At 70.9% G+C, this 18,770-nt stretch carries 20 protein-coding genes; 9 read left to right on the top strand and 11 right to left on the bottom strand.

Annotation, left to right across the window (positions count from 1 at the left end):
- Nucleotides 1–122: 122 nt before the first annotated feature.
- Nucleotides 123–314, bottom strand: coding sequence for a hypothetical protein (locus ACZ5PB_RS34365; RefSeq protein WP_468696707.1), 192 nt, complete (start codon nucleotides 312–314; stop codon nucleotides 123–125).
- Nucleotides 315–456: 142 nt separating this feature from the next.
- Between ACZ5PB_RS34365 and upp the strand changes: the two genes are divergently transcribed.
- Nucleotides 457–1,092, top strand: a complete 636-nt coding sequence (upp, locus tag ACZ5PB_RS34370; RefSeq protein WP_189822642.1) for a uracil phosphoribosyltransferase — start codon at nucleotides 457–459, stop codon at nucleotides 1,090–1,092.
- A 10-nt stretch (nucleotides 1,093–1,102) separates the two neighbouring features.
- Here upp and ACZ5PB_RS34375 read toward each other — a convergent pair whose 3' ends face one another.
- Nucleotides 1,103–1,735, bottom strand: a complete 633-nt coding sequence (locus tag ACZ5PB_RS34375; RefSeq protein WP_468696709.1) for a LytR C-terminal domain-containing protein — start codon at nucleotides 1,733–1,735, stop codon at nucleotides 1,103–1,105.
- 150 nt (nucleotides 1,736–1,885) lie between these two features.
- Nucleotides 1,886–2,182, bottom strand: a complete 297-nt coding sequence (locus ACZ5PB_RS34380; protein WP_003955420.1) for a type II toxin-antitoxin system VapB family antitoxin — start codon at nucleotides 2,180–2,182, stop codon at nucleotides 1,886–1,888.
- A gap of 88 nt (nucleotides 2,183–2,270) precedes the next feature.
- Here ACZ5PB_RS34380 and ACZ5PB_RS34385 point away from each other — a divergent pair, with 88 nt between their 5' ends.
- Nucleotides 2,271–3,803 (top strand): helicase HerA-like domain-containing protein, encoded by a 1,533-nt coding sequence (locus ACZ5PB_RS34385; protein ID WP_468696711.1) that lies wholly within the window; start codon nucleotides 2,271–2,273, stop codon nucleotides 3,801–3,803.
- Between the two features lie 699 nt (nucleotides 3,804–4,502).
- Here ACZ5PB_RS34385 and cynS read toward each other — a convergent pair.
- The gene (gene cynS / locus ACZ5PB_RS34390; protein ID WP_468696713.1) at nucleotides 4,503–4,985 is read right to left on the bottom strand and encodes a cyanase; all 483 of its coding nucleotides are present in this window, start codon (nucleotides 4,983–4,985) and stop codon (nucleotides 4,503–4,505) included.
- A 30-nt stretch (nucleotides 4,986–5,015) separates the two neighbouring features.
- Entirely contained in the window at nucleotides 5,016–5,612 is a 597-nt protein-coding gene (locus ACZ5PB_RS34395; protein ID WP_468696715.1) for a carbonic anhydrase, read from the bottom strand.
- A 124-nt stretch (nucleotides 5,613–5,736) separates the two neighbouring features.
- On the opposite strand from ACZ5PB_RS34395, the gene cynR reads away from it, so the two are divergent.
- Nucleotides 5,737–6,693, top strand: coding sequence for a transcriptional regulator CynR (gene cynR / locus ACZ5PB_RS34400; protein WP_468696717.1), 957 nt, complete (start codon nucleotides 5,737–5,739; stop codon nucleotides 6,691–6,693).
- Here the strand turns inward: cynR and ACZ5PB_RS34405 are convergent.
- Nucleotides 6,633–7,301: a YqeB family protein gene (locus ACZ5PB_RS34405; protein WP_468696718.1), complete on the bottom strand. Its 669-nt coding sequence runs from the start codon at nucleotides 7,299–7,301 to the stop codon at nucleotides 6,633–6,635. The genes cynR and ACZ5PB_RS34405 overlap by 61 nt on opposite strands.
- A gap of 208 nt (nucleotides 7,302–7,509) precedes the next feature.
- Here ACZ5PB_RS34405 and ACZ5PB_RS34410 point away from each other — a divergent pair, with 208 nt between their 5' ends.
- From ACZ5PB_RS34410 to ACZ5PB_RS34420, 3 genes are all read left to right on the top strand, one after another.
- Nucleotides 7,510–8,304, top strand: coding sequence for a PIG-L deacetylase family protein (locus ACZ5PB_RS34410; RefSeq protein WP_468696720.1), 795 nt, complete (start codon nucleotides 7,510–7,512; stop codon nucleotides 8,302–8,304).
- Between the two features lie 151 nt (nucleotides 8,305–8,455).
- Nucleotides 8,456–8,875: a DUF6083 domain-containing protein gene (locus ACZ5PB_RS34415; protein WP_468696721.1), complete on the top strand. Its 420-nt coding sequence runs from the start codon at nucleotides 8,456–8,458 to the stop codon at nucleotides 8,873–8,875.
- A 72-nt stretch (nucleotides 8,876–8,947) separates the two neighbouring features.
- Nucleotides 8,948–9,295, top strand: coding sequence for a DoxX family protein (locus tag ACZ5PB_RS34420; protein WP_468696722.1), 348 nt, complete (start codon nucleotides 8,948–8,950; stop codon nucleotides 9,293–9,295).
- A gap of 44 nt (nucleotides 9,296–9,339) precedes the next feature.
- Here the strand turns inward: ACZ5PB_RS34420 and ACZ5PB_RS34425 are convergent, their stop codons facing one another.
- From ACZ5PB_RS34425 to ACZ5PB_RS34435, 3 genes are all read right to left on the bottom strand, one after another.
- On the bottom strand, nucleotides 9,340–10,083 hold the full coding sequence (locus tag ACZ5PB_RS34425) for an SDR family NAD(P)-dependent oxidoreductase (RefSeq protein WP_468696723.1): 744 nt from the start codon (nucleotides 10,081–10,083) through the stop codon (nucleotides 9,340–9,342).
- A gap of 156 nt (nucleotides 10,084–10,239) precedes the next feature.
- Nucleotides 10,240–11,772 carry a M28 family metallopeptidase gene (locus tag ACZ5PB_RS34430; protein ID WP_468696864.1) on the bottom strand — a complete coding sequence of 511 codons (1,533 nt, stop codon included), beginning with the start codon at nucleotides 11,770–11,772 and terminating at the stop codon, nucleotides 10,240–10,242.
- 213 nt (nucleotides 11,773–11,985) lie between these two features.
- The gene (locus ACZ5PB_RS34435; RefSeq protein ID WP_468696865.1) at nucleotides 11,986–13,515 is read right to left on the bottom strand and encodes an MFS transporter; all 1,530 of its coding nucleotides are present in this window, start codon (nucleotides 13,513–13,515) and stop codon (nucleotides 11,986–11,988) included.
- 161 nt (nucleotides 13,516–13,676) lie between these two features.
- Between ACZ5PB_RS34435 and ACZ5PB_RS34440 the strand changes: the two genes are divergently transcribed.
- Nucleotides 13,677–14,642 carry a LysR family transcriptional regulator gene (locus ACZ5PB_RS34440; protein WP_468696725.1) on the top strand — a complete coding sequence of 322 codons (966 nt, stop codon included), beginning with the start codon at nucleotides 13,677–13,679 and terminating at the stop codon, nucleotides 14,640–14,642.
- Between the two features lie 291 nt (nucleotides 14,643–14,933).
- Entirely contained in the window at nucleotides 14,934–16,310 is a 1,377-nt protein-coding gene (locus tag ACZ5PB_RS34445; protein ID WP_468696726.1) for an LPXTG cell wall anchor domain-containing protein, read from the top strand.
- Between the two features lie 117 nt (nucleotides 16,311–16,427).
- Here the strand turns inward: ACZ5PB_RS34445 and ACZ5PB_RS34450 are convergent, their stop codons facing one another.
- Nucleotides 16,428–17,120: a sensor domain-containing protein gene (locus ACZ5PB_RS34450; protein ID WP_468696728.1), complete on the bottom strand. Its 693-nt coding sequence runs from the start codon at nucleotides 17,118–17,120 to the stop codon at nucleotides 16,428–16,430.
- A gap of 142 nt (nucleotides 17,121–17,262) precedes the next feature.
- Nucleotides 17,263–17,406: an HGGxSTG domain-containing protein gene (locus ACZ5PB_RS34455; RefSeq protein ID WP_468696730.1), complete on the bottom strand. Its 144-nt coding sequence runs from the start codon at nucleotides 17,404–17,406 to the stop codon at nucleotides 17,263–17,265.
- Between the two features lie 382 nt (nucleotides 17,407–17,788).
- On the opposite strand from ACZ5PB_RS34455, the gene ACZ5PB_RS34460 reads away from it, so the two are divergent.
- Nucleotides 17,789–18,770 (top strand): ParB/RepB/Spo0J family partition protein (locus tag ACZ5PB_RS34460; protein ID WP_468696731.1); only part of this gene is annotated, 982 nt, incomplete at its 3' end.

Consider the following 18,770-nt stretch of genomic DNA (forward strand, 5'->3'; position numbering starts at 1 on the left):
TCGGCCCCGCCCACTCGGAATCGTGGCAGAAACCTGGGCCGAGCGAGAGGTCTTCCGCTCTTGCGTCGTGCATCAGTCCGGTGGGTGAGATGTTCGGCAGTGGCCGAGAAGCGCTGTCGGGGCTACCAACGGAAGGTCCGCATCCGCATCTGCTGGCGCATTCTGGCGGCCCTGGCCCGCCTCGGCTGGACGCGGTCCCGCAGCTCCTTGGCCTCGTTCAGTTCGCGCAGGAACTGGGCGCGTCGTCGCCTGCGGGCCGCGTCGCTCTCCGCCGCCTGCTGACCGGCGGTGTCCTGTTCTGGCTGCTGCGTCATGGGCCGCACCGTCCTGAAGAGGCGGATGGATACGTCTTCACCTTCCCTCCGGTCGCCGGGATGATGCGAGCGGAGCGCCGGTGGCTGCCGTGCGGGGGCCTGCGGCGGGCAGCCGGAGGCCGCGCCCGGTTACTGTGGAAACATGCGGATACACGTCGTCGACCACCCGCTGGTGGCGCACAAACTCACCACGCTGCGCGACAAGCGCACCGATTCCCCTACTTTCCGTCGCCTCGCCGACGAGCTGGTCACCCTGCTCGCGTACGAGGCCACCCGGGACGTGCGCACCGAACAGGTCGACATCGAGACGCCGGTCACCCCGACCACGGGCGTCAAGCTGTCCTACCCGCGCCCCCTGGTCGTCCCGATCCTGCGGGCCGGTCTGGGCATGCTCGACGGCATGGTCCGGCTGCTGCCGACCGCCGAAGTGGGCTTCCTCGGCATGATCCGCAACGAGGAGACCCTCCAGGCGGAGACGTACGCGACCCGGATGCCCGAGGACCTCTCCGGCCGCCAGGTGTACGTGCTTGACCCGATGCTGGCGACCGGCGGCACGCTGGTCGCGGCCATCCAGGAGCTCATCAAGCGCGGTGCGGACGACGTCACCGCGGTCGTGCTGCTGGCCGCGCCGGAGGGCGTCGAGGTGATGGAGCGCGAGCTCGCCGGTACGCCGGTGACGGTGGTGACGGCCTCGGTCGACGAGCGGCTCAACGAGAACGGCTACATCGTGCCGGGTCTGGGCGACGCGGGCGACCGGATGTACGGCACCGCGGAGTAGCAGTCCGTCATCAGCACTTGTCGCCGGAGGGCGCGGGTGCGGGCTTGGCCAGGGAGGCCAGGGCCGTGTCCGCGTCCTTCTTCGTGTCCAGGGACTTGAAGGCGTTGCCGATGATCAGGTCGACGTCCTGGCCCGCGCGGGTGTCGGCCTTCTTCTCGGCGCCCTTGACCTGCGTGCCGAGGACCGGGAGCGAGCTGTCGAGGGACTTGGGGGCGCCGACCAGCAGGGCGGCCCCCTTGACCTTCTTGTCGTACTCCTTGGGCGCGTTGGTGAACTTCACGACCTGGAAGCCGCGCTTCTTCAGCTCGTCGCCGACCTGCCTGGCGAGGCCGCTGCGGGCGGTCGCGTTGTAGACGTTGACCTTGATCGTCGCGGGCTTGGGGAGCTTGCCCGCGGCGACCGGAGGAGTGGTCGGCGCGGGCTTGCAGTCGGGCTGTTTGCCGCCCGCCACGGCCTTCTTCTCACCGCCCGTGAAGACGTCGATGAGCTGCAGCGTTCCCCAGCCGACCAGGCCCAGGGCGACGATGCAGGCCGTCGCCAGGAGGATGATCCGGCGGCGGTTACGGGGACGGCGCATCCGAGGGTAGGCGTTACCCGTGATGCGGTACTTTCCGCCCATGCCGGGGGGAGTCAGCATGCTCATGGGCGCAGCGTAGTGCCGACCGGCAGCAATGCGTACTAAATGATCAACGAATGGGTCAATGACCGGCCATGCCCAACCCGAAAGGGTCAATGGGACATTGAGGTACGAAGCCCTCGGTCACGGACCGGTCGTCGGGGTGGGCCCGGTGGGTCAGCCCAGTTCGAGGACGCGGGCGTGCAGCACCTGGCGCTGCTGGAGGGCGGCGCGGACCGCGCGGTGCAGTCCGTCCTCCAGGTAGAGGTCGCCCTGCCACTTCACGACGTGCGCGAAGAGGTCGCCGTAGAAGGTGGAGTCCTCGGCGAGGAGGGTCTCTAGATCCAGCTGGCCCTTGGTGGTGACGAGCTGATCGAGGCGGACCGGGCGCGGCGCGACATCCGCCCACTGCCGGGTGCTTTCCCGGCCGTGGTCGGGATACGGCCGGCCGTTTCCGATGCGCTTGAAGATCACACGGAAAGCCTACCGGGCATGGGGCTCCGGGCGCAGCCATGAGGCAGGGATGCAAAGGTCGTATTCAGCGCCAGAACGGGAGCAAACGATGAGCGGAAGTACCCCCTCCGGTGACATGAGTGACGCCGCGGCGACGATTGCGGACGGGTACGCCTTCACCGGGCCCGCTCTGGATCTTGGTGCGCTGCTGTGGGACGGCACCTGTCTGCCCGGGGCGCAGATCCGCATCCCCCTCGCCGTACTGAACCGGCACGGGCTCGTCGCGGGTGCGACGGGCACCGGAAAGACCAAGACCCTGCAACTGATCGCCGAGCAGCTGTCCGCGCAGGGCGTCCCCGTCTTCCTCGCCGACATCAAGGGCGACGTCTCGGGCATCTCCGCGCCGGGCGAGGACAGCGAGAAGGTCCGGGAGCGGGCGGCGGCGGTCGGGCAGGAGTGGGAGGGGCGGGGTTTCCCGTGCGAGTTCTACGCACTGGGCGGGATCGGCCCCGGCATTCCGCTGCGGGCGACGGTGACCAGTTTCGGCCCCGTACTCCTGGCGAAGGTCCTCCAGCTCAACCAGACGCAGGAGCAGTCGCTCGGCCTGATCTTCCACTACGCGGACTCCAAGGGCCTGGAGCTGGTGGATCTGAAGGACCTGCGAGCGGTGGTCGCCTTCCTGACGTCGGACGTGGGCAAGCCCGAGCTGAAGGGGATCGGCGGGCTGTCCTCGGTGACGGCGGGGGTGATCCTGCGGGCGCTGACCGCCTTCGAGCAGCAGGGGGCGGGGGAGTTCTTCGGGGAGCCGGAGTTCGACACGAGCGAGCTGCTGCGGCAGGCGCCGGACGGGCGCGGGCTGGTGTCGGTGCTGGAGCTGCCCGCCGTACAGCAGAAGCCGCAGCTCTTCTCGACCTTCCTGATGTGGCTGCTCGCCGACCTCTTCAACGACCTTCCCGAGGTGGGCGATCTCGACCGGCCCAAGCTGGTCTTCTTCTTCGACGAGGCCCATCTGCTGTTCAGCGGGGCGTCGAAGGCCTTCCTGGAGTCGATCACGCAGACCGTGCGGCTGATTCGCTCGAAAGGGGTCGGCATCTTCTTCGTGACGCAGACGCCGAAGGACGTGCCGGCGGATGTGCTGGCCCAGCTCGGCAACCGGGTGCAGCACGCGCTGCGGGCGTTCACCCCGGACGACGCGAAGGCGCTGAAGGCGACCGTGAAGACCTTCCCGCACTCGCCGTACGACCTGGAGGAACTGCTGACCGCGCTCGGGACGGGCGAGGCGGTGGTCACGGTGCTGAGCGAGACAGGCGCGCCGACCCCGGTGGCGGCCACCCGGCTGAGGGCGCCGGAGTCGCTGATGGGTCCGGTGGGGGAGGAGGTGCTGGACCGGGCGGTCAAGGCGTCGCTGCTGTACGGGCGGTACGCGGATGCGGTGGACCGGGAGTCGGCGTACGAGAAGTTGCAGGTGGCGTCGGAGGCGGAGGCGGCGGCCGCGCCGGAGAAGGCGGAGAGGGACGACCCGTCGCTGGTGGAGCAGGTGGTGGGGAGCGGGATGTTCAAGTCGCTGGCGCGGTCGATCGGGACGCAGCTGGGGCGGGAGATCAGCCGATCGATCTTCGGGACTTCGCGGCGGCGGCGATGAGTTCCGGGGGCGGAGGAAGGTGGGCCTGACCGGTCGTGCAACGTGCCGCGCGGTCGCGGTCGGCCTTGCGTGCCCCACCCACCTTGGATGGGGTCCGTCGTTCCTGACCGCCCCGTCAGGGGCGCGGGGCTGTGACACTGTGCGGCTCCGCCGCGCGGGCACGACCAGCTCCCCCCTCACAGGGGTACCTCGCCCCCACCCACCCCCGCGCAGGGGTGCGCCCCTTCAGGGGCGCGGGGCTGTAACGCTGTGCGGCTCCGCCGCGCGGGCGCGACCAGCTCCCTCCTCGCAGGGGTACCGCGTCCCCGCCCACCCCCGCGCGGGGGTGCGCCCCGTTAGGGGCGCGGGGAACTGCGCGGCCAGCCACGACGCACCCGCACCTCCCCCACCCACCCCAACCGGGCTGCCACCCCGGGGCCCGGGGCGCAGCCCCGGCAACCCACCCACCCCCTGCCCGCCCACACGGGCCCGGGGTCCGGGGCGGAGCCCCGGTTTCGGGAAGGGGCGGGGTGGGGTGAAGCCCCGCGCAGCGGACCACTCGTGAGTGGAGCGGGGGCCATGGCGGAGCTGGGGCAGGGGCGAGGGGTGCGGCTCCGCCGGGGGCCGCCCCCTTGCCCGCCCGTTCCGCCCCCGGGGGGCGGCCCCGCCGCCCAAGGGGGCTCGGGGGCGTAGCCCCGCGTCCGAGGGGGCGGGGGGGGATTAGAAGGGCTTGGTGGGGAGGTATTTGCCGTTCAGGGTGATGACGGCTCGGTGGCCGCCTTCGGGGTCGGCGACTTTTTCCACGTTCAGCTTGAAGTTGATGGCGGAGATGATGCCGTCGCCGAACTCCTCGTGGACCAGGGCCTTCAGGGTGGTGCCGTAGACCTGGAGCATCTCGTAGAAGCGGTAGATGGTCGGGTCGGTGGGGATGCCGCCGTTGCCGACGATGCTGCCTCGCATCGGGACGGTCTGGAGGAGGAGTACGGCATCGTCGTCGAGGCCGAGCAGGTTCGCGACCGTGCGGGCGGCGTCCGCCGGCAGCGGGTGCTGGCCGAGCAGGGCCGCCGTCACGAAGGCGACGGAGAGGCCGGTCGGTTCGGCGATCTCCTTCCAGGAGAGGTCGCGGCGGGTCTTGGCCTCGATGGCCGTGAGGGTCAGCTGCTGGCGCGAGGACTGGTCGGCCTGGGCGTGGAGGTGGTTCATGGGAGATCCGTTCAGTGAGTGAGTGAGTGGTCAGTGGTCAGTGGTCTTGGTGATGTGGCCGGAGCCGATGTCGTAGATCCAGCCGTGGAGGGTGAGTGCCTGGCGGGCCAGGGCGCGGGCCACCGAGGGGTGGGTGCGGAGGTTGGTGAGCTGGGTGGCGACGTTGTGGCGGATGAGGGTGGAGAGGCGGTCCTCGGAGGAGGCCGAGTCCGGGGCCGTGGCGTCGAGCAGGGCCTGGGAGGCGTCCGCGTGGCGCAGCCAGTTGGCGGTGGCGGGCAGCGACGACATGTCGGTGCCGGAGGCCAGCGCCGTCATCGCGCCGCAGGCGGAGTGGCCGCAGACGACGATGTCGGCGACCCCCAGGGCGTTCACCGCGTACTCGATGCTGGCGGCGATGCCGTCCGCGTTCTGCCCGTACGGCGGGACGAGGTTTCCTGCCGTACGGATCACGAACAGCTCGCCGGGCTCCCGCTGCGTGATCAGCTCCGGTACGACCCGGGCGTCTGAGCACCCGATGAACAGGGCGTCCGGGGCGTGGGTGGTGGCCAGCCGGCGGAAGAGCTCGGCTCTGGGCGGGAAGGCCTCGCGCCGGAAGCGCGTGATTCCTGCTGAGAGTTCCAGTTCCATGTGAGCACTCCTTACGGCCGGACCGGACGGTCCGGTGCCTTGGATTCACCATGCATGACCTGGGTCTATAGAGTCCAAGAGTTGGTTTCGATACCTTTTATTGAGCTCATCTATAGTTGGCGGCATGGCTCTGGAACTCCGGCATCTCCGCTATCTGCTCGCCGTCGCCGAGCACGCCAGCTTCACCCGCGCCGCCGAGGCCCTGCACATCTCGCAGCCGACGCTGTCCCAGCAGGTCAAGCAGCTGGAGCGGGGGCTGAAGGTGCAATTGCTCGACCGGTCGGGGCGGTCAGTGCGGCTGACGGACGCGGGCGAGGCCTACGTGGCGTACGCGCGCCGTGCGCTCCAGGACCTGGCGGCCGGCGAGCGGGCGGTGCTGGACGTGGGGGACCTGTCGCGCGGGACGCTGCGGGTGGCGATGACGCCGACCTTCACGACGTACCTGGTGGGGCCGCTGGTCGCGGACTTCCATGCCCGCCACCCCGGCATCACCGTCGAGGTGAGCGAGCTGACCCAGGACCGTATCGAGGCCGAACTCCTCGCGGACCGGCTGGACCTGGGCATCGCCTTCGCGGGGGAGCGCGGCGCGGCGGGAGTGGTGGCGGTGCCGCTCTTCGAGGAGGCGCTGGCACTGGTGGTGGGGGCAGGGCACGCGTGGGCGGAGCGGGGGGACGCGGCGGATCCGGTGCGTGTGGGCGAGCTGGCCGGGCAGCGGCTGGCGCTGCTCAGCGGGGACTTCGCGACCCGCCGCCACATTGACGCGTACCTGCGGGAGAACGGGGTGCGGCCCGCCGTCGCCCTCGCCGCGAACTCGATCGGCGTGCTGGCGGAAGTGGTCGGGCGGGGCGGTCCGGTGACCGTGCTCCCGGAGCCCATCGCCGCCGGGCAGGAGCGGCTGCGGCGGGTACCGGTCGAACCCGCGCTGCCGGTGCGGACGGCGGCATTGCTGTGCCGCGAGTCGGCCTACCGGAGCGCGGCGGCGCGGGAGTTCGAGGCGCTGCTGACGGCGTGGGCGCGGGGTTACGCGGCGGAGGCCGACAGGGGTGCGGAGGCGGTCGCGGAAGCGCTCGCGGAGGACTGAGCGGCGACGGCAGCGGCAGCGGCGGCGACTGCCGCTTCGGCGGTACGAGCGGCCGGGCCCGCCTGCGCGCGGGAGTCGCGCCACGGGTAGCCGTGCGCGCGGAACGCCTGCGCGAGGGCGGCGCGGGACGCGCGGTGCGGGGCGAGGGCCAGCGGCCGGCCCGCCGAGTCCAGTACGACGAGGTCCTTGCCTTCGACGAACACGGCGGCCACCCGCTCCCTGCGCAGCGACAGCGGCTTCTGCCGGTCGCCGAACTCGATGCCCAGCGTGTCGTCGTCGACCGTCACCTTCACCGAGTCGGCCACGGCGACGAACGCGGCGAGCAGCCCGAGCAGCGTCACGGCCGAGGCGAACGACACGGTCTGCCAGGTGGCCTCCATGTCACCGACGAACGCGAACACGTTGCGAAGCGGCAGCACCGACATCCCGTCCAGCCGGCGGGCGACCGGCGGCAGCGCGAACCCGAGGGCCAGGCCCAGGGCGGGGAAGCCGAGGAGGATGCGCAGGAGGCGGGTGCGGGGGTAGCCCAGCACGGTCGCGTGGGTGCTGTGCTTCGCGTGCGTCGCGTCCGGCGCGTGCGTCGAGTTCGACGGTGTGTGGTCGCTCATTTCTGTGTCCCCCGCGGGTCGGTCGGTGGCTGGAGTGACCGGTGGTCCTGGCCGGTCAGGTTCGGAGCCTAGTAACCGGGCGCTCCGGGAGGTATCGGCCGACAGTCGTCGGCGGAACGACTTTGGTCTGTGCCGGTCGGTAGGGTCCGCATAAAGCCGTCCACAGTGTCTGACGTGAATCAGGGCCCTGGTGGTTCACTCCGGTGGCATGGCAACTTTGGTGGCTTTCTTCGCGCATCCCGACGACGAGGTCCTGCACGCCGGGGCGACCCTGGCCCGTACGGCGGCCGAGGGGCACCGGGTGGTGCTCGTGACCGCGACCGACGGGGAGATGGGTCCCGCCGGGCCCGGCGAACCCCACCGCATCACCGAACTGCGGTCCGCTGCAAGGGAATTGCGTGCCTCCCGGGTCGTACACCTCGGGTATGCGGACAGTGGGCACGGCCGGGACCTCTACCCGGACCCGCCGGACCGGGTGCGCTTCATGCGGGCGCCGTTCGACGAGGCGGCCGAGCGGCTGGCGGCGGTGCTGCGGGAGGAGCACGCGGCCCTGCTGGTGACGCACGACGCGGCGGGCGGGTACGGGCACCGGGACCATGTGCGGGCCCATGAGGTGGGCGTACGGGCGGCCGAACTGGCGGGCGTACGAAGGGTGTTGGTGGCGGCCATCGCGCGCAGGGCGCCGATCAGGGTGCTCCGGCTGTCCGCGCTGCTGCGGCGCCCCGGCGTACTGCTGAAGCCGGGGGCTTGGCGGTCGGCGCAGCTGAAGGTCACGTACACGCCGCGCTCCGCGATCACGCACGCGATCGACGGGCGGCGCTACGCGGCCCGGAAACAGGCCGCGCTGGCGGCGCACCGGTCGCAGGTGTGGGGGACGGGCGGCAGTGCGGGGGCGTTCCGGGCGCTGGTGCGGATGCCGGTGCGGGTGTTCGCGGCGGTGTTGGGACGGGAGTGGTTCGTGGAGTTGTCAGGAGGGTCGAGGAGCCCGGCTGGAGGGGCCTGACCTGCGGGGATGGCGGCGTCAGGAGTGATTGTCAGACCCCTGTGGAAGCATTCTGGGTGTCAGCTGTAAACGACGTGGTTTGCGGGTGGGGGTCATGATTGCTTCGTACGGATGTGACGCGTGCGGCGGGCCGCACGGCAGGTGGCGATCGGTGCTGGGCCGCGTGGTGTGCGCGTCCTGCGAGCGGGCCGACGGCGGGCGGGAGCCGGTGCAGCTCGCGGAGGTGCTGGCGAGCACCGCCATCGAACTGGGTTCGGCGGCAAGGCAGTTGCGGGCGGTGCCCGATCCGCGTGCGCCGGCCGGCGGTACGTCGTGCAAGAGGTGCGGTGCGTCGGCGGAGTGGCACCGCACGGTGCGCGGGAAGTGGATCCTGATCGAACCGGGGGAGCGGGCGGTGGGGTCCGTACCGGCGGGGAAGCGGTGGCGGATCGCGGGGGACGGTACGGCGGTCAACCTGGGGTCGGCGATACCGGCCGACACCTGCCGCATCAGCCACTTCGACCTGTGTCCGGCGCGCTCCGGAATTCCTTCGCGGGAGGCGGTCACACTTCCGCCGGCCCGCGCGTCATAGGGGTGACGGGCCCGGAAGGGCCCCCGGAGCGGACCGGATCCGTCCCGGACACGCCTGATGAGGAGTCCTGCCATGTCGACCACCCATGTCGTCGTCACCGCCGTAGCCGCCGCCATGACCGCCTTCTCGGCGGCCTCGGCACTGCTGGGTGCCAAGTGGGCGGTCGAGCCGATGAAGGACTACGGCGTGCCGCAGGCCTGGATGCCGTGGCTCGGCACGGCGAAGGCGCTGGGGGCGCTGGGGCTGCTGGCGGGGCTGTTCCTGCCGGTGGTCGGGACGGTGGCCGCCGTCGCCCTGGTCCTGTACTTCACCGGTGCGGTGGTCACCGTGGTCCGGGCCCGCTGGTACGCGCACATCCCGTTCCCGCTGGTGTACGCGGCACCGGTGGTGGGGGCGCTGGCGCTGGGCCTGGCTGCCTGAGGGACGGGACGGCGCGGGAGGGCACGGGACGGCGCGGCGGCCGGTCAGACGAGGTGGCGGCCGCCGTCCACGGTCAGTACCTCGCCGGTCGTGTAGGCGGCGCCGTTGACCAGGTAGAGCGCCGCCTCGGCCACGTCCTCGGGCGTGCCCACCCGGCGCAGCGGGGTGTGGGCGGTGATCCACTCCCGGGAGCTCTCCCAGGCCTGTTCGGCGTCCTGGTACCAGGGGGTGTCGATGAGGCCGGGGGCGACGGCGTTCACCCGGATCGCGGGGCCGAGCTGGGCGGCCAGCAGCCGGGTCATGTGGTTCAGCGACGCCTTGCTGACGGCGTACGGGACGGAACTCCCCATGGCCCGGGAGCCGGAGACCGACGAGATGTTGACGATGGACGCGGCCCCGGAGTCCCGCAGGTACGGGGTGGCGGCCGTGATCATCTGCCAGGCGCCGATCACATTGACCTCGAAGATCTCCCGCCAGACCTCGGCGTCGGCGGCCTCCAGGTTGTCGAGCGGGATGAACCGGGTGGTGCCGGCGTTGTTCACGAGCACGTCCAGCCGCCCGTAGGTGTCGATCGCGCACCGCGCGATCCGCTGGACGTCCTGGGCGTCGGACACATCGCCCTTCACGTAGACGGCGTCCGGGAGTTCGGCCGCCAGCTCCAGGCCCGCGGCCTCGCTGCGCGCCGAGTTGAGGACGATGCGCAGGCCCTCCGAGGCGAGCCGTCTGGCGATGGCGGCACCGATGCCCGACGACGATCCGGTGATCAGGGCGACGCGGCTCTCGCTCATGGGGTCCTCCTGGGGCGTGTGTGGTCACTGCGGTGGTGCAGGCAGTGATCATAGTACCGACAGGCGGAAAGGTGTTTCCGTATGGTGGAATTAAGGGGAGGGTGGCGCGGCCCGGGCTGTGCGGGACCGCGCCACCCTCCAACGGGGCTGTGACCGTTACGACTTCAGGGCGTCGTCGTGGCCGTGCATGCCGCCGGTGCCGCTGTCGCCGCCGGTGGTCGGCTTCGAGACGACCGGCTTGGTCAGCGACGAGAGGTCGTGGGCGTAGATGCCGACCGAGTGGGCGATCACGTCGACGTTGATGTCCAGCGCCTTCTTGTTGACGTTGGAGAGGTCGTCGCACTTGGAGTGGTAGCACTTGTCGTACGCGACGCCCGCCGTGCCGCCGAACTTGGCGGCCTGGGCGGCGGTCTTGACGCCCTCGGCGCCGGTGAACGTACCGCCCGACGGGACGCCGACCGCGATGAACGGGCCGTAGTCCGAGCGGCCGTCGAAGTCCGTTCCCTCGTGCGGGAAGTTCCGGCTGTCGAGGAAGTCGTTGATGCCCTTCTCCAGTTGGGCGGAGCCCTCCGGGCCCGCGCCCGCGCCGACGCCGTCCGAGTTGTCGCCGTCGTACACGAACTGACCGAAGTTCGGCGAGGCGATCATGTCGAAGTTCAGGTAGAGCTTGATCTGCTTGAGCTTGTCGGGGGCGAGCTTGGCGACGTAGTCCTTGGCGCCGAGCAGGCCCAGCTCCTCCGCCGACCACCAGGCGAAGCGCACCTTGTTGGCGGGCTTCTTGCCCTCCTTGGTGGCCTTGGCCAGCTTGAGGGCGACCTCGATCAGGCCGGCCGATCCTGAGGCGTTGTCGTTGATGCCGGGGCCGTCGGCGACGGAGTCCAGGTGGGCACCGAGCATCACGGTGTTGGCGGCGTTGCCCGCCTTGGTCTCGGCGATGACGTTGCGGGTGGTCTTCTTCTGCTGGAGCTGGCGGATGTCGAGGTTGATGTTCACCGGGCCCTTGGCCAGCTCGGCGGCCAGTGCCACGCCGTCGGCCTGGGTGATGCCGCCGGTGGGGATCTTGCCTTCCTCGGGGGAGTTGAGGGTGCCGTTGAGGGCGCCGTCCACGTTGTTGTAGATCACCGCGCCCACGGCGCCCGCCGCCGCGGCGGTGGCCTGCTTCTGGGCGAACGAGCAGCCGCCGCGCTTGATCAGCGCGACCTTCCCGGTGAACCCGGCCGCGTAGTCGGCGGCCTCGCAACCGGTGGTGTCGTCCAGCGGGACGGCGGCGAGGGGCGCGTTCAGGCCACCGGCGGGCGTGGATTTCGTGTACGACATCGCGATGATGTTCACGTCCCGGGGCGCGGGCGAGACCACCTTGAGCGTCTCGTGCTGCGTCTCGATGTACGTGAAGTCGAACGTCTCGTAGTGGACGTCGTAGCCCGCCTTCTTCAGCAGGCTGAAGACGTACGCCCCCGACGCGTCGTGCCCCAGCGAGCCCGCGGCGCGGTTGCCGCCGGCCGAGTCCGCGATGGCCTGGAACTGCTTCAGGTGCTGGTAGGCGCCCTCGCCGGACGAATCCTGCACCAGCTTCTTCGCCAGCTTGGCGGCGTCCTTGGCCGGATCGGACCCGGCGCGCTGCGCGGTGGCCGGAGAGGCGGCGGCGAGCAGGAGCGGGGTGGCGATGGCCAGGGACGCGACGGCGGCCATGGCTCTGCGACTGCGGGATGAAGCGTTCACAGGGATCCTCTCGGTGCGAACAAATGTGAGGGGAAACTAGCGACTCGCGAGGATTATGGGAATGCTTGTGCCATAACTCGTGTGACCGAGTGTGGAGGGATGTGAGCGCAGCGGCGTGGGCAGGCGGCCGAATGGAGCTCTTGTGTCACTCGGGGGGTGTGTGCCGGGAGTTGGGGTGCGAGGTCAGTGGCGGGCAGGGGTCGTAGCCGGGGTCGTGGCCGGGGTCGGAGCCGCGGCAGGGGCCTGGGCCGGGGCCTGGGCCGCCTGCGGGTCGAGTGCGGTGCCCGGTGCCGTGGCCGGTGCTCCCGCGACGGAGCCGCCCGTCCCGTGTCCCCGTACCGCTGCGCGACGCCTCAGGCCGAAGCCGGTGACCAGGGCCGCCAGGACCACCGCCACCAGCGGCACCCACAGGGCAGAGCGGTAGCCCTCCAGGAGGGCGGCCGTCGAAGTGCCGTGCGTGGCGGCGACGTTGACCGCGCTCGCGGTCGACAGGCCGAGGGCGGCACCGAACTGCGAGCTCGTGTAGAGCAGACCGCCCGCCAGGCCCTGTTCCTTCGCCGCGATGCCCTCCGTCGCGGCGATCGTCAGCGGGCCGTACGCCAGCGCGAAGGCGATGCCGACCAGCACCAGGCTCGGCAGCATCGCGAAGTACGCCCAGTCGGCGCCGAGCGGCAGGAAGAGCGCGTACGCCAGGACCGCCGAGAGCAGTCCGCCGAGGATCACCCGGGCGTTGCCGAACCGGGCCACCAGGAGCGGGGTCAGCGTCGGGGCCAGGATGACGTCGAGGCCGGTGGCGAGCATCGTGAGGCTGGTGGTGAGGGTGGACCACTCGCGTACCTCCTGGAGGTAGAGCACCACCAGGAACTGGAAGGCGAAGAAGCCGCCCACGAAGAGCATCGCGGAGACGTTCGCCCTGATCAGCGAGGCGGAGCGGAGGATTCCGAGCCGTACGAGAGGCATCGCCCCACGGCGTTCCAGGCGGCGCTCGACCACGGTGAACACGGCCAGCAGGGCGAGCGCGCCGCCGATCGTCACGACCGTGACCGCCGCCCCCGCGTGCGGGGCCCGCTCGACGCCGAGCACCAGCAGCACGATCGCGGTGGTGAGCACCGCACTGCCCGCGAGGTCCATCCGCTGCCCCGTCCGGTCGGGCCTGGCGGTCTTCGGTACGAGGGTGAGCGCCGCGACGAGGATCACCGTCGCCAGCACGACGGGCGCGAAGAACACCCAGCGCCAGCCGAACGAGGTGAGCAGCCCGCCCGCCACCAGGCCGACCGTGAATCCGGCCGCGCCGGTGCCGGAGTAGAAGAGCAACGCCCGGGTGCGCTGCGGCCCTTCGGTGAACCCGGTGGTGATGATGGACAGCCCCGCCGGGGTCATGAAGGCGGCCGACACGCCGGTCACGAAGCGCGAGACGAGCAGCATCCAGCTCTCGGTGGCGAACCCGCCGAGTCCGGAGAAGCCGATGAAGACGGCGAGCGCGAGCACGAACATCCGGCGTCGGCCCAGCAGGTCGGCGGCCCGTCCGCCGAGCAGCATGAAGCCGCCGTAGCCGAGCACGTACGCACTCACGACCCACTGCAACTCACCTGTCTCCAGGCCGAGTTCGGTACGGATGGTGGGCAGTGCGACATTGAGCATGCCGATGTCGATGCCTTCGAGGAAGATCGCGCCGCAGAGGACGAGGAGGACGCCCCACTGGCGGAGCGTCATGCCGGTCATGCCGGAGCCGGGGATGCCTGAAGCGGTGGGTGCGGAAGGTTGCTCGGTCATGCGGCAACCCTCGTCCGGGGCCAGGGGCGGAACAACGGCGAAGAACGCAACGTTCGTTCAACTGGGCTTACCGATACCGACGCATCCGAGGTGCACGCACGATGGAACGCGACGAACTGGAGTGCTTCCTCCTCCTCGCCGACGAACTCCACTTCGGCCGTACCGCCGACCGCATGCGGCTCTCCCGCGCCCGCGTCAGCCAGTTGGTGCAGCGGCTGGAGCGCCGGGTCGGCGCGCCCCTCTTCGTACGGACCAGCCGCCGGGTCGGGCTCACCGCCCTCGGCAGGCAGTTGCGCGCCGACCTGGAGCCGCACCACCGGGCCATCGACGCGGCGCTGGTCAGGGCGGTGGAGACCGCGCGCGGGATCGAGTCGACGCTGCTCGTCGGGTTCTCCAGCCCGCTCGGCGGGGAAATCGTCCTGAAAGCGGCAGATGCGCTACGGGAAATCCATCCGGAAATGGCGGTCGAAATCTGCGAAATTCCGCTTTCCGACCCGTACGGATCGTTGCGCAGCGGGCAATTCGACGTCCAGCTGACGGAATTCCCCTCCCGTGAAGCCGATTTGGGTACGAGCAAGGGGCCGCTGCTCACCGAGGAACGCGTCCTCGCCGTCACCGCCGGGCATCCCCTGGCCGCCCGTACTTCCCTTTCGCTGGAAGACCTGGCGGACGTCCCGCTGATGCCCGTCCTCGCCACCGGCACGCTCCCGGATTACTGGCAGGAATACCTGGCGCCGACGCGTACGCCCGCCGGGCGGGAGATCCCGCGCGGCCCCGCGGTGACCAACATGCAGGAGGCGCTGGTGCTGGTGGCGGCCGGAAAGGGCGCCCTGCTCGCGCCCGCGCACGCGGCGACGTACTACCGGAGGCCGGGCGTGGCCTACGTACCCCTCGACGACGCGGCGCCGGTCGGGCACGGTCTGGTGTGGCGGGCGGGCGACGAGACACCGGCGCTGCGGGCCTTCGCGCGTACGGCGGCGGAGGTGGCGCGGAATCTGCCCGAGACGCGGCCCGAGATGCGGCTCGCGAAGGCCGCGATTCCGCGGGGGAAGTCCGCCGCCCTGTGAATGCGGTGTGTTCACTGTGCCCATCCTGCGTATTGGCTATGAATTAGATCACAGAGAAAACATCGGAACCATGGGCAACTGCCCCATAATGTCCCGTTTTACCTTCCCTTTATCAAGGTGCCGGGCCTACGGGCGGCAAAATCTCCCTTCTTCGGCTCGTGTTCCGGCCATACGATCTCGGGGCAGTCGCCCGCGTGAGGCAGGGCTCCGCGGCGGCTCGCCCCTTCTGCTTTTTCTTTTCGTTCGTTTTCTCGTTCCTCCCAGATAAGGGCTCGCGTGAAAATTCGCCGCATGCTCGCGACGGCTGTTGCCGCCGCCGTCACCACGCCCGTCGTCCTCCTCTCGGCCGGTTCGGCGTTCGCCGCCGACCCGACGCCGAGCGCCCAGGTCCAGGGCCAGAAGGCCAAGCCGACCCCGGCCCAGCTGGAGGCGCTGGCGAAGGCCGCCGCCGACGCGAAGAAGGCGTACGACGACGCCGTCGCCGCCCACACCGCCGCCACCGCCGCCGTCGAGGCCGCCACGTCGGCCACCGCACCGCTCAAGGTGAAGGCCGACGAGGCGAAGAAGACCGCCGAGGCCGCAGGTACGGCGAAGGCCGCCGCGGACAAGACCCTCGTCGACGCGAAGGCCGCGCTCGCCGCGCTGCCCGCCGACGCCCCCGCCGAGGCCAAGACCGCCGCCGAGAAGGCCGTCACGGACGCCGAGGCGGACGTCGCCGCCAAGGCCATCGCCAAGACCGAGGCCGACGGCGCCTACCAGGCCGCCGTCAAGGCGTCCGACGACTCCCGGGTCGACGCGTTCCGCGCGCTGCACTCCGCGGAAGGCGCCGTCGCCAACGCCAAGGCCACCAAGGCCGCCGCCGACAAGGCACTCGCCGACGCGAAGGCCGAGGCGGCCAAGCCCGACCCGAGCAAGCCGCCGGTCGACCCGACCAAGCCCCCCGTCGACCCCACCAAGCCGCCGGTCGACCCGACCGAGCCGCCGGTCGACGAGGAGTGCAAGCTGGACGAGGCGCTCTCCACGACCCTGAACGGCCTGCCGTCCAAGGTCGTCGCGGGCACCACGGTCGACTTCACGCTCCGGGTGACCAACGGCACCGGCAAGGAGATCGACGAGGTCAAGCCGTTCGCCACGGTCTACGGCGCCGGCACCGCCGCCAGCGACTACAAGGACATCAGCGGACTGCTGCGCCTCCAGTCGGCCCCGGCGGGCTCGAACTCCTTCAAGGACGTCAAGGACAACGAGTACGCGGGCACCATCACCCACCTGAAGGCCGGCGCCTCCGCCGACCTGAAGCTGCGGCTGATCATCGACAAGAAGACCCCGGCCGCCGACGGCATCGCCTTCATCGCCGGCGACTACTGGAACGACAACGGCTCCTGCGGCGGCAACGACCTCAAGGAGTACGCCTTCTCGATCCTCGCCGCGGGCAGCAAGCCCGGCAAGGTCGACGACTCCAAGCCCGCCAAGGTGAAGGACGCCACCCAGGTGCCGGTCCCGCAGGGCGGCGCGGGCACCACCCCCGTCACCACGGACGCCTCCGGCAACCTGGCCTCGACCGGTTCCTCCGGCACCTCGCAGATCGGCCTCGCGGCCGGTGCCGCGATCGTCCTGGGCGCGGGTGCGGTCTTCGTCGTACGCCGTCGCAAGGCGGACCAGCAGGGCTGATGCTCGCCTGACTGAGTGAGCAAGGCAACGAGCGGGGCCCGTACCGGAGTTGATCCGGTACGGGCCCCGCTTGCTGCGTCTGTCCCGCGACGCGACGGGCGCGATGACGGTACGGGCTCACCGCCCGAGCAGCCCCCGGACCGCCGCCCGGTCCACGTTCGTCAGCGCGCGGACCAGCTTCGGGGTGAGGAAGACGATCACGAGGCCGAGCAGCGACACGGCCGCGAGCTGGGTCGCCGAGGTGATCTCGTAGACGTGGTGCACACCGCCCGAGGTGTAGTCGAAGACCCGGTAGCCCGCCCAGCCGTCCACGAACCGGGGGAAGACCCAGTTGTACGCGGGCAGCAGCGCGACCACCCAGCCCACGGTCAGGAACGTCACCGAGAGCACGAAGCTCAGCACCCGCCACGGGAACATCAGGACCTGGAACAGCAGCGACTTCCACCCGGCCGAGTCCGTCAGCCGCCGCGACATCGCCGCCCAGAACCCGGTCCGCCCGTCGTCGTCCGCCACCGGGCCGGGGCCCTCCACGTACAGCCCGAGCCCGTGCCTGGCCCGCCCGCGCTCGGCGGCCCCGAGCCCGCGCGCCGCGGCGAGGGTTCCCGCCAGCACCGGCAGCCCCAGCACGGTCACCGCGAGCCCGGCGCCGAGCGAGAACATCGTCACCGCGAAGACGAATCCGACGATCGCCACCGGCAGCGAGGTGAGCGTGTAGCCGATCTCCCGGTACGTCGCCGAGGCGAACGGCCCGTGCAGGAAACCGACGGACGGGGTGCGGAAGTCGGTGGTGGCGGTGGCGGTGGCGGTCATGGCGGGGCCTCGAATCATCGCGGTGGGGACGTCTCGCAACGTTCTGTGCTGTCACCGAGAACGATCCCGGAACCGGGCCCCGAAGAGGATGGTGTGACCCTGCCGATCGGAAGGGGGGCTAGCCCCACCCCAGGCCCCTCGGTCAGCGCTTCTTCTGCTTCCGCTTCTGCGGCGGCGTCCACTCCCCGCGGTGCTTCTGGCAGCGGGAGTACCCGATCATCGCCGGCTTCTGGCACGGCTTCCCGGTCACGGTCCTGGTCGACTTGCACTTGACCTGCTTGCCCATGTGCCCTCCCACGACGTCGCTACGACGCAGAACATGGTCGGGGGACAGAGTGCCGTCCGGCGTACGAACGCCTCATTCAGGCCGATTTACGTCTGGGAACGGCCTAATCGGCCCACACCGCCCGGCTCCCGGGGCGGGGCCAAGCCGCCGCCCGGCTGCCCGGAGCGATTCGTTCCGCCGCCGGTGAGCGCGCTTGGGCACCGCTTTGACCAGCGGTTTTCCTAGGATAGCCGGTCCGGTGTGGTGGGGCATGACTCCCTTGGAGCGTGGCCCGGCTCAGTCACTTGACTACCCCTCCTCTCGTCCTTTCGTAGGGTGTGGCGCGCGCGAAGCGATGGAAGGATGCCAGTACCGGGACATCGGGACACGCGGGGGAGAGGCCATGGGGAGTCCACTTCAGAACAGTTCGACCGACGGCATCCAGGAGGCACCGGGCGGCGCGGAGCAGTCGCGCTGGGCCGGTCTGCTGCCGGAGTCCCCGGTGGAAAGAGTCCCCGTACAAGCACTCCGGATGGCCGACTCGCCGCGGCTGACGCGCACCAGCGAGGAGCACGTACGCCTGCTGGCGGGAACCGACGCCGAGTTACCCCCGATACTCGTGCACCGCGAGACCATGCGGGTCATCGACGGCACGCACCGGGTGCGGGCGGCGCAGCTGCGCGGCGAGACGGACATCGATGTCCGGTACTTCGAGGGGGACGCCAAGGACGCGTTCGTCCTCGCCGTACGGTCGAACATCACCCATGGACTTCCGCTGTTGACCGCCGAGCGCACGGCGGCCGCCCGACGCATCATCGGAACGCATCCGCACTGGTCGGACCGGGTCATCGCGGATGCGGTGGGCGTCACGGCCAAGACGGTCGCGGGGGTGCGCAGGCGTTCGACCGAGGAGAACCCGCAGTCGAACAGCAGGCTGGGCAAGGACGGCCGGGTCCGGCCGCTCGACGGAGCCGTCGGCCGGCTGCGCGCCCACAAGCTGCTCATCCGCAGCCCCGAGATGCCGCTGCGGGTGATAGCGCAGGAAGCCCGTATCTCCATCTCCACCGTCTGGGACGTCCGTGCGCGGATCAAGCGCGGGGAGGACCCGGTGCCGCCGCGTCAGCGCAAGGCGATGGCGCGTGCGGCGGAGGAAGGGCCGAAGACCAACGGGGCCGCACGCCCGGCGCGTTCGGCACCTTCCGCGGGGCCCGCCGGTTCCGCAGTGCCCCGCAGCCGTGACGACGGCGCGGTGGCGAATGCGGTCACCGGCTCCTGTACCGGGGGCAGTGCCGGGGTGAACACCGGGGCCGGCGCCACCCAAAGGGACAAAGGGCACACGGGGGAAGGGGGGAACAAGGGAGAGACCCTGGTCGCCAAAAAGCTGG

It is taken from the genome of Streptomyces sp. NPDC032721 (assembly GCF_055579625.1).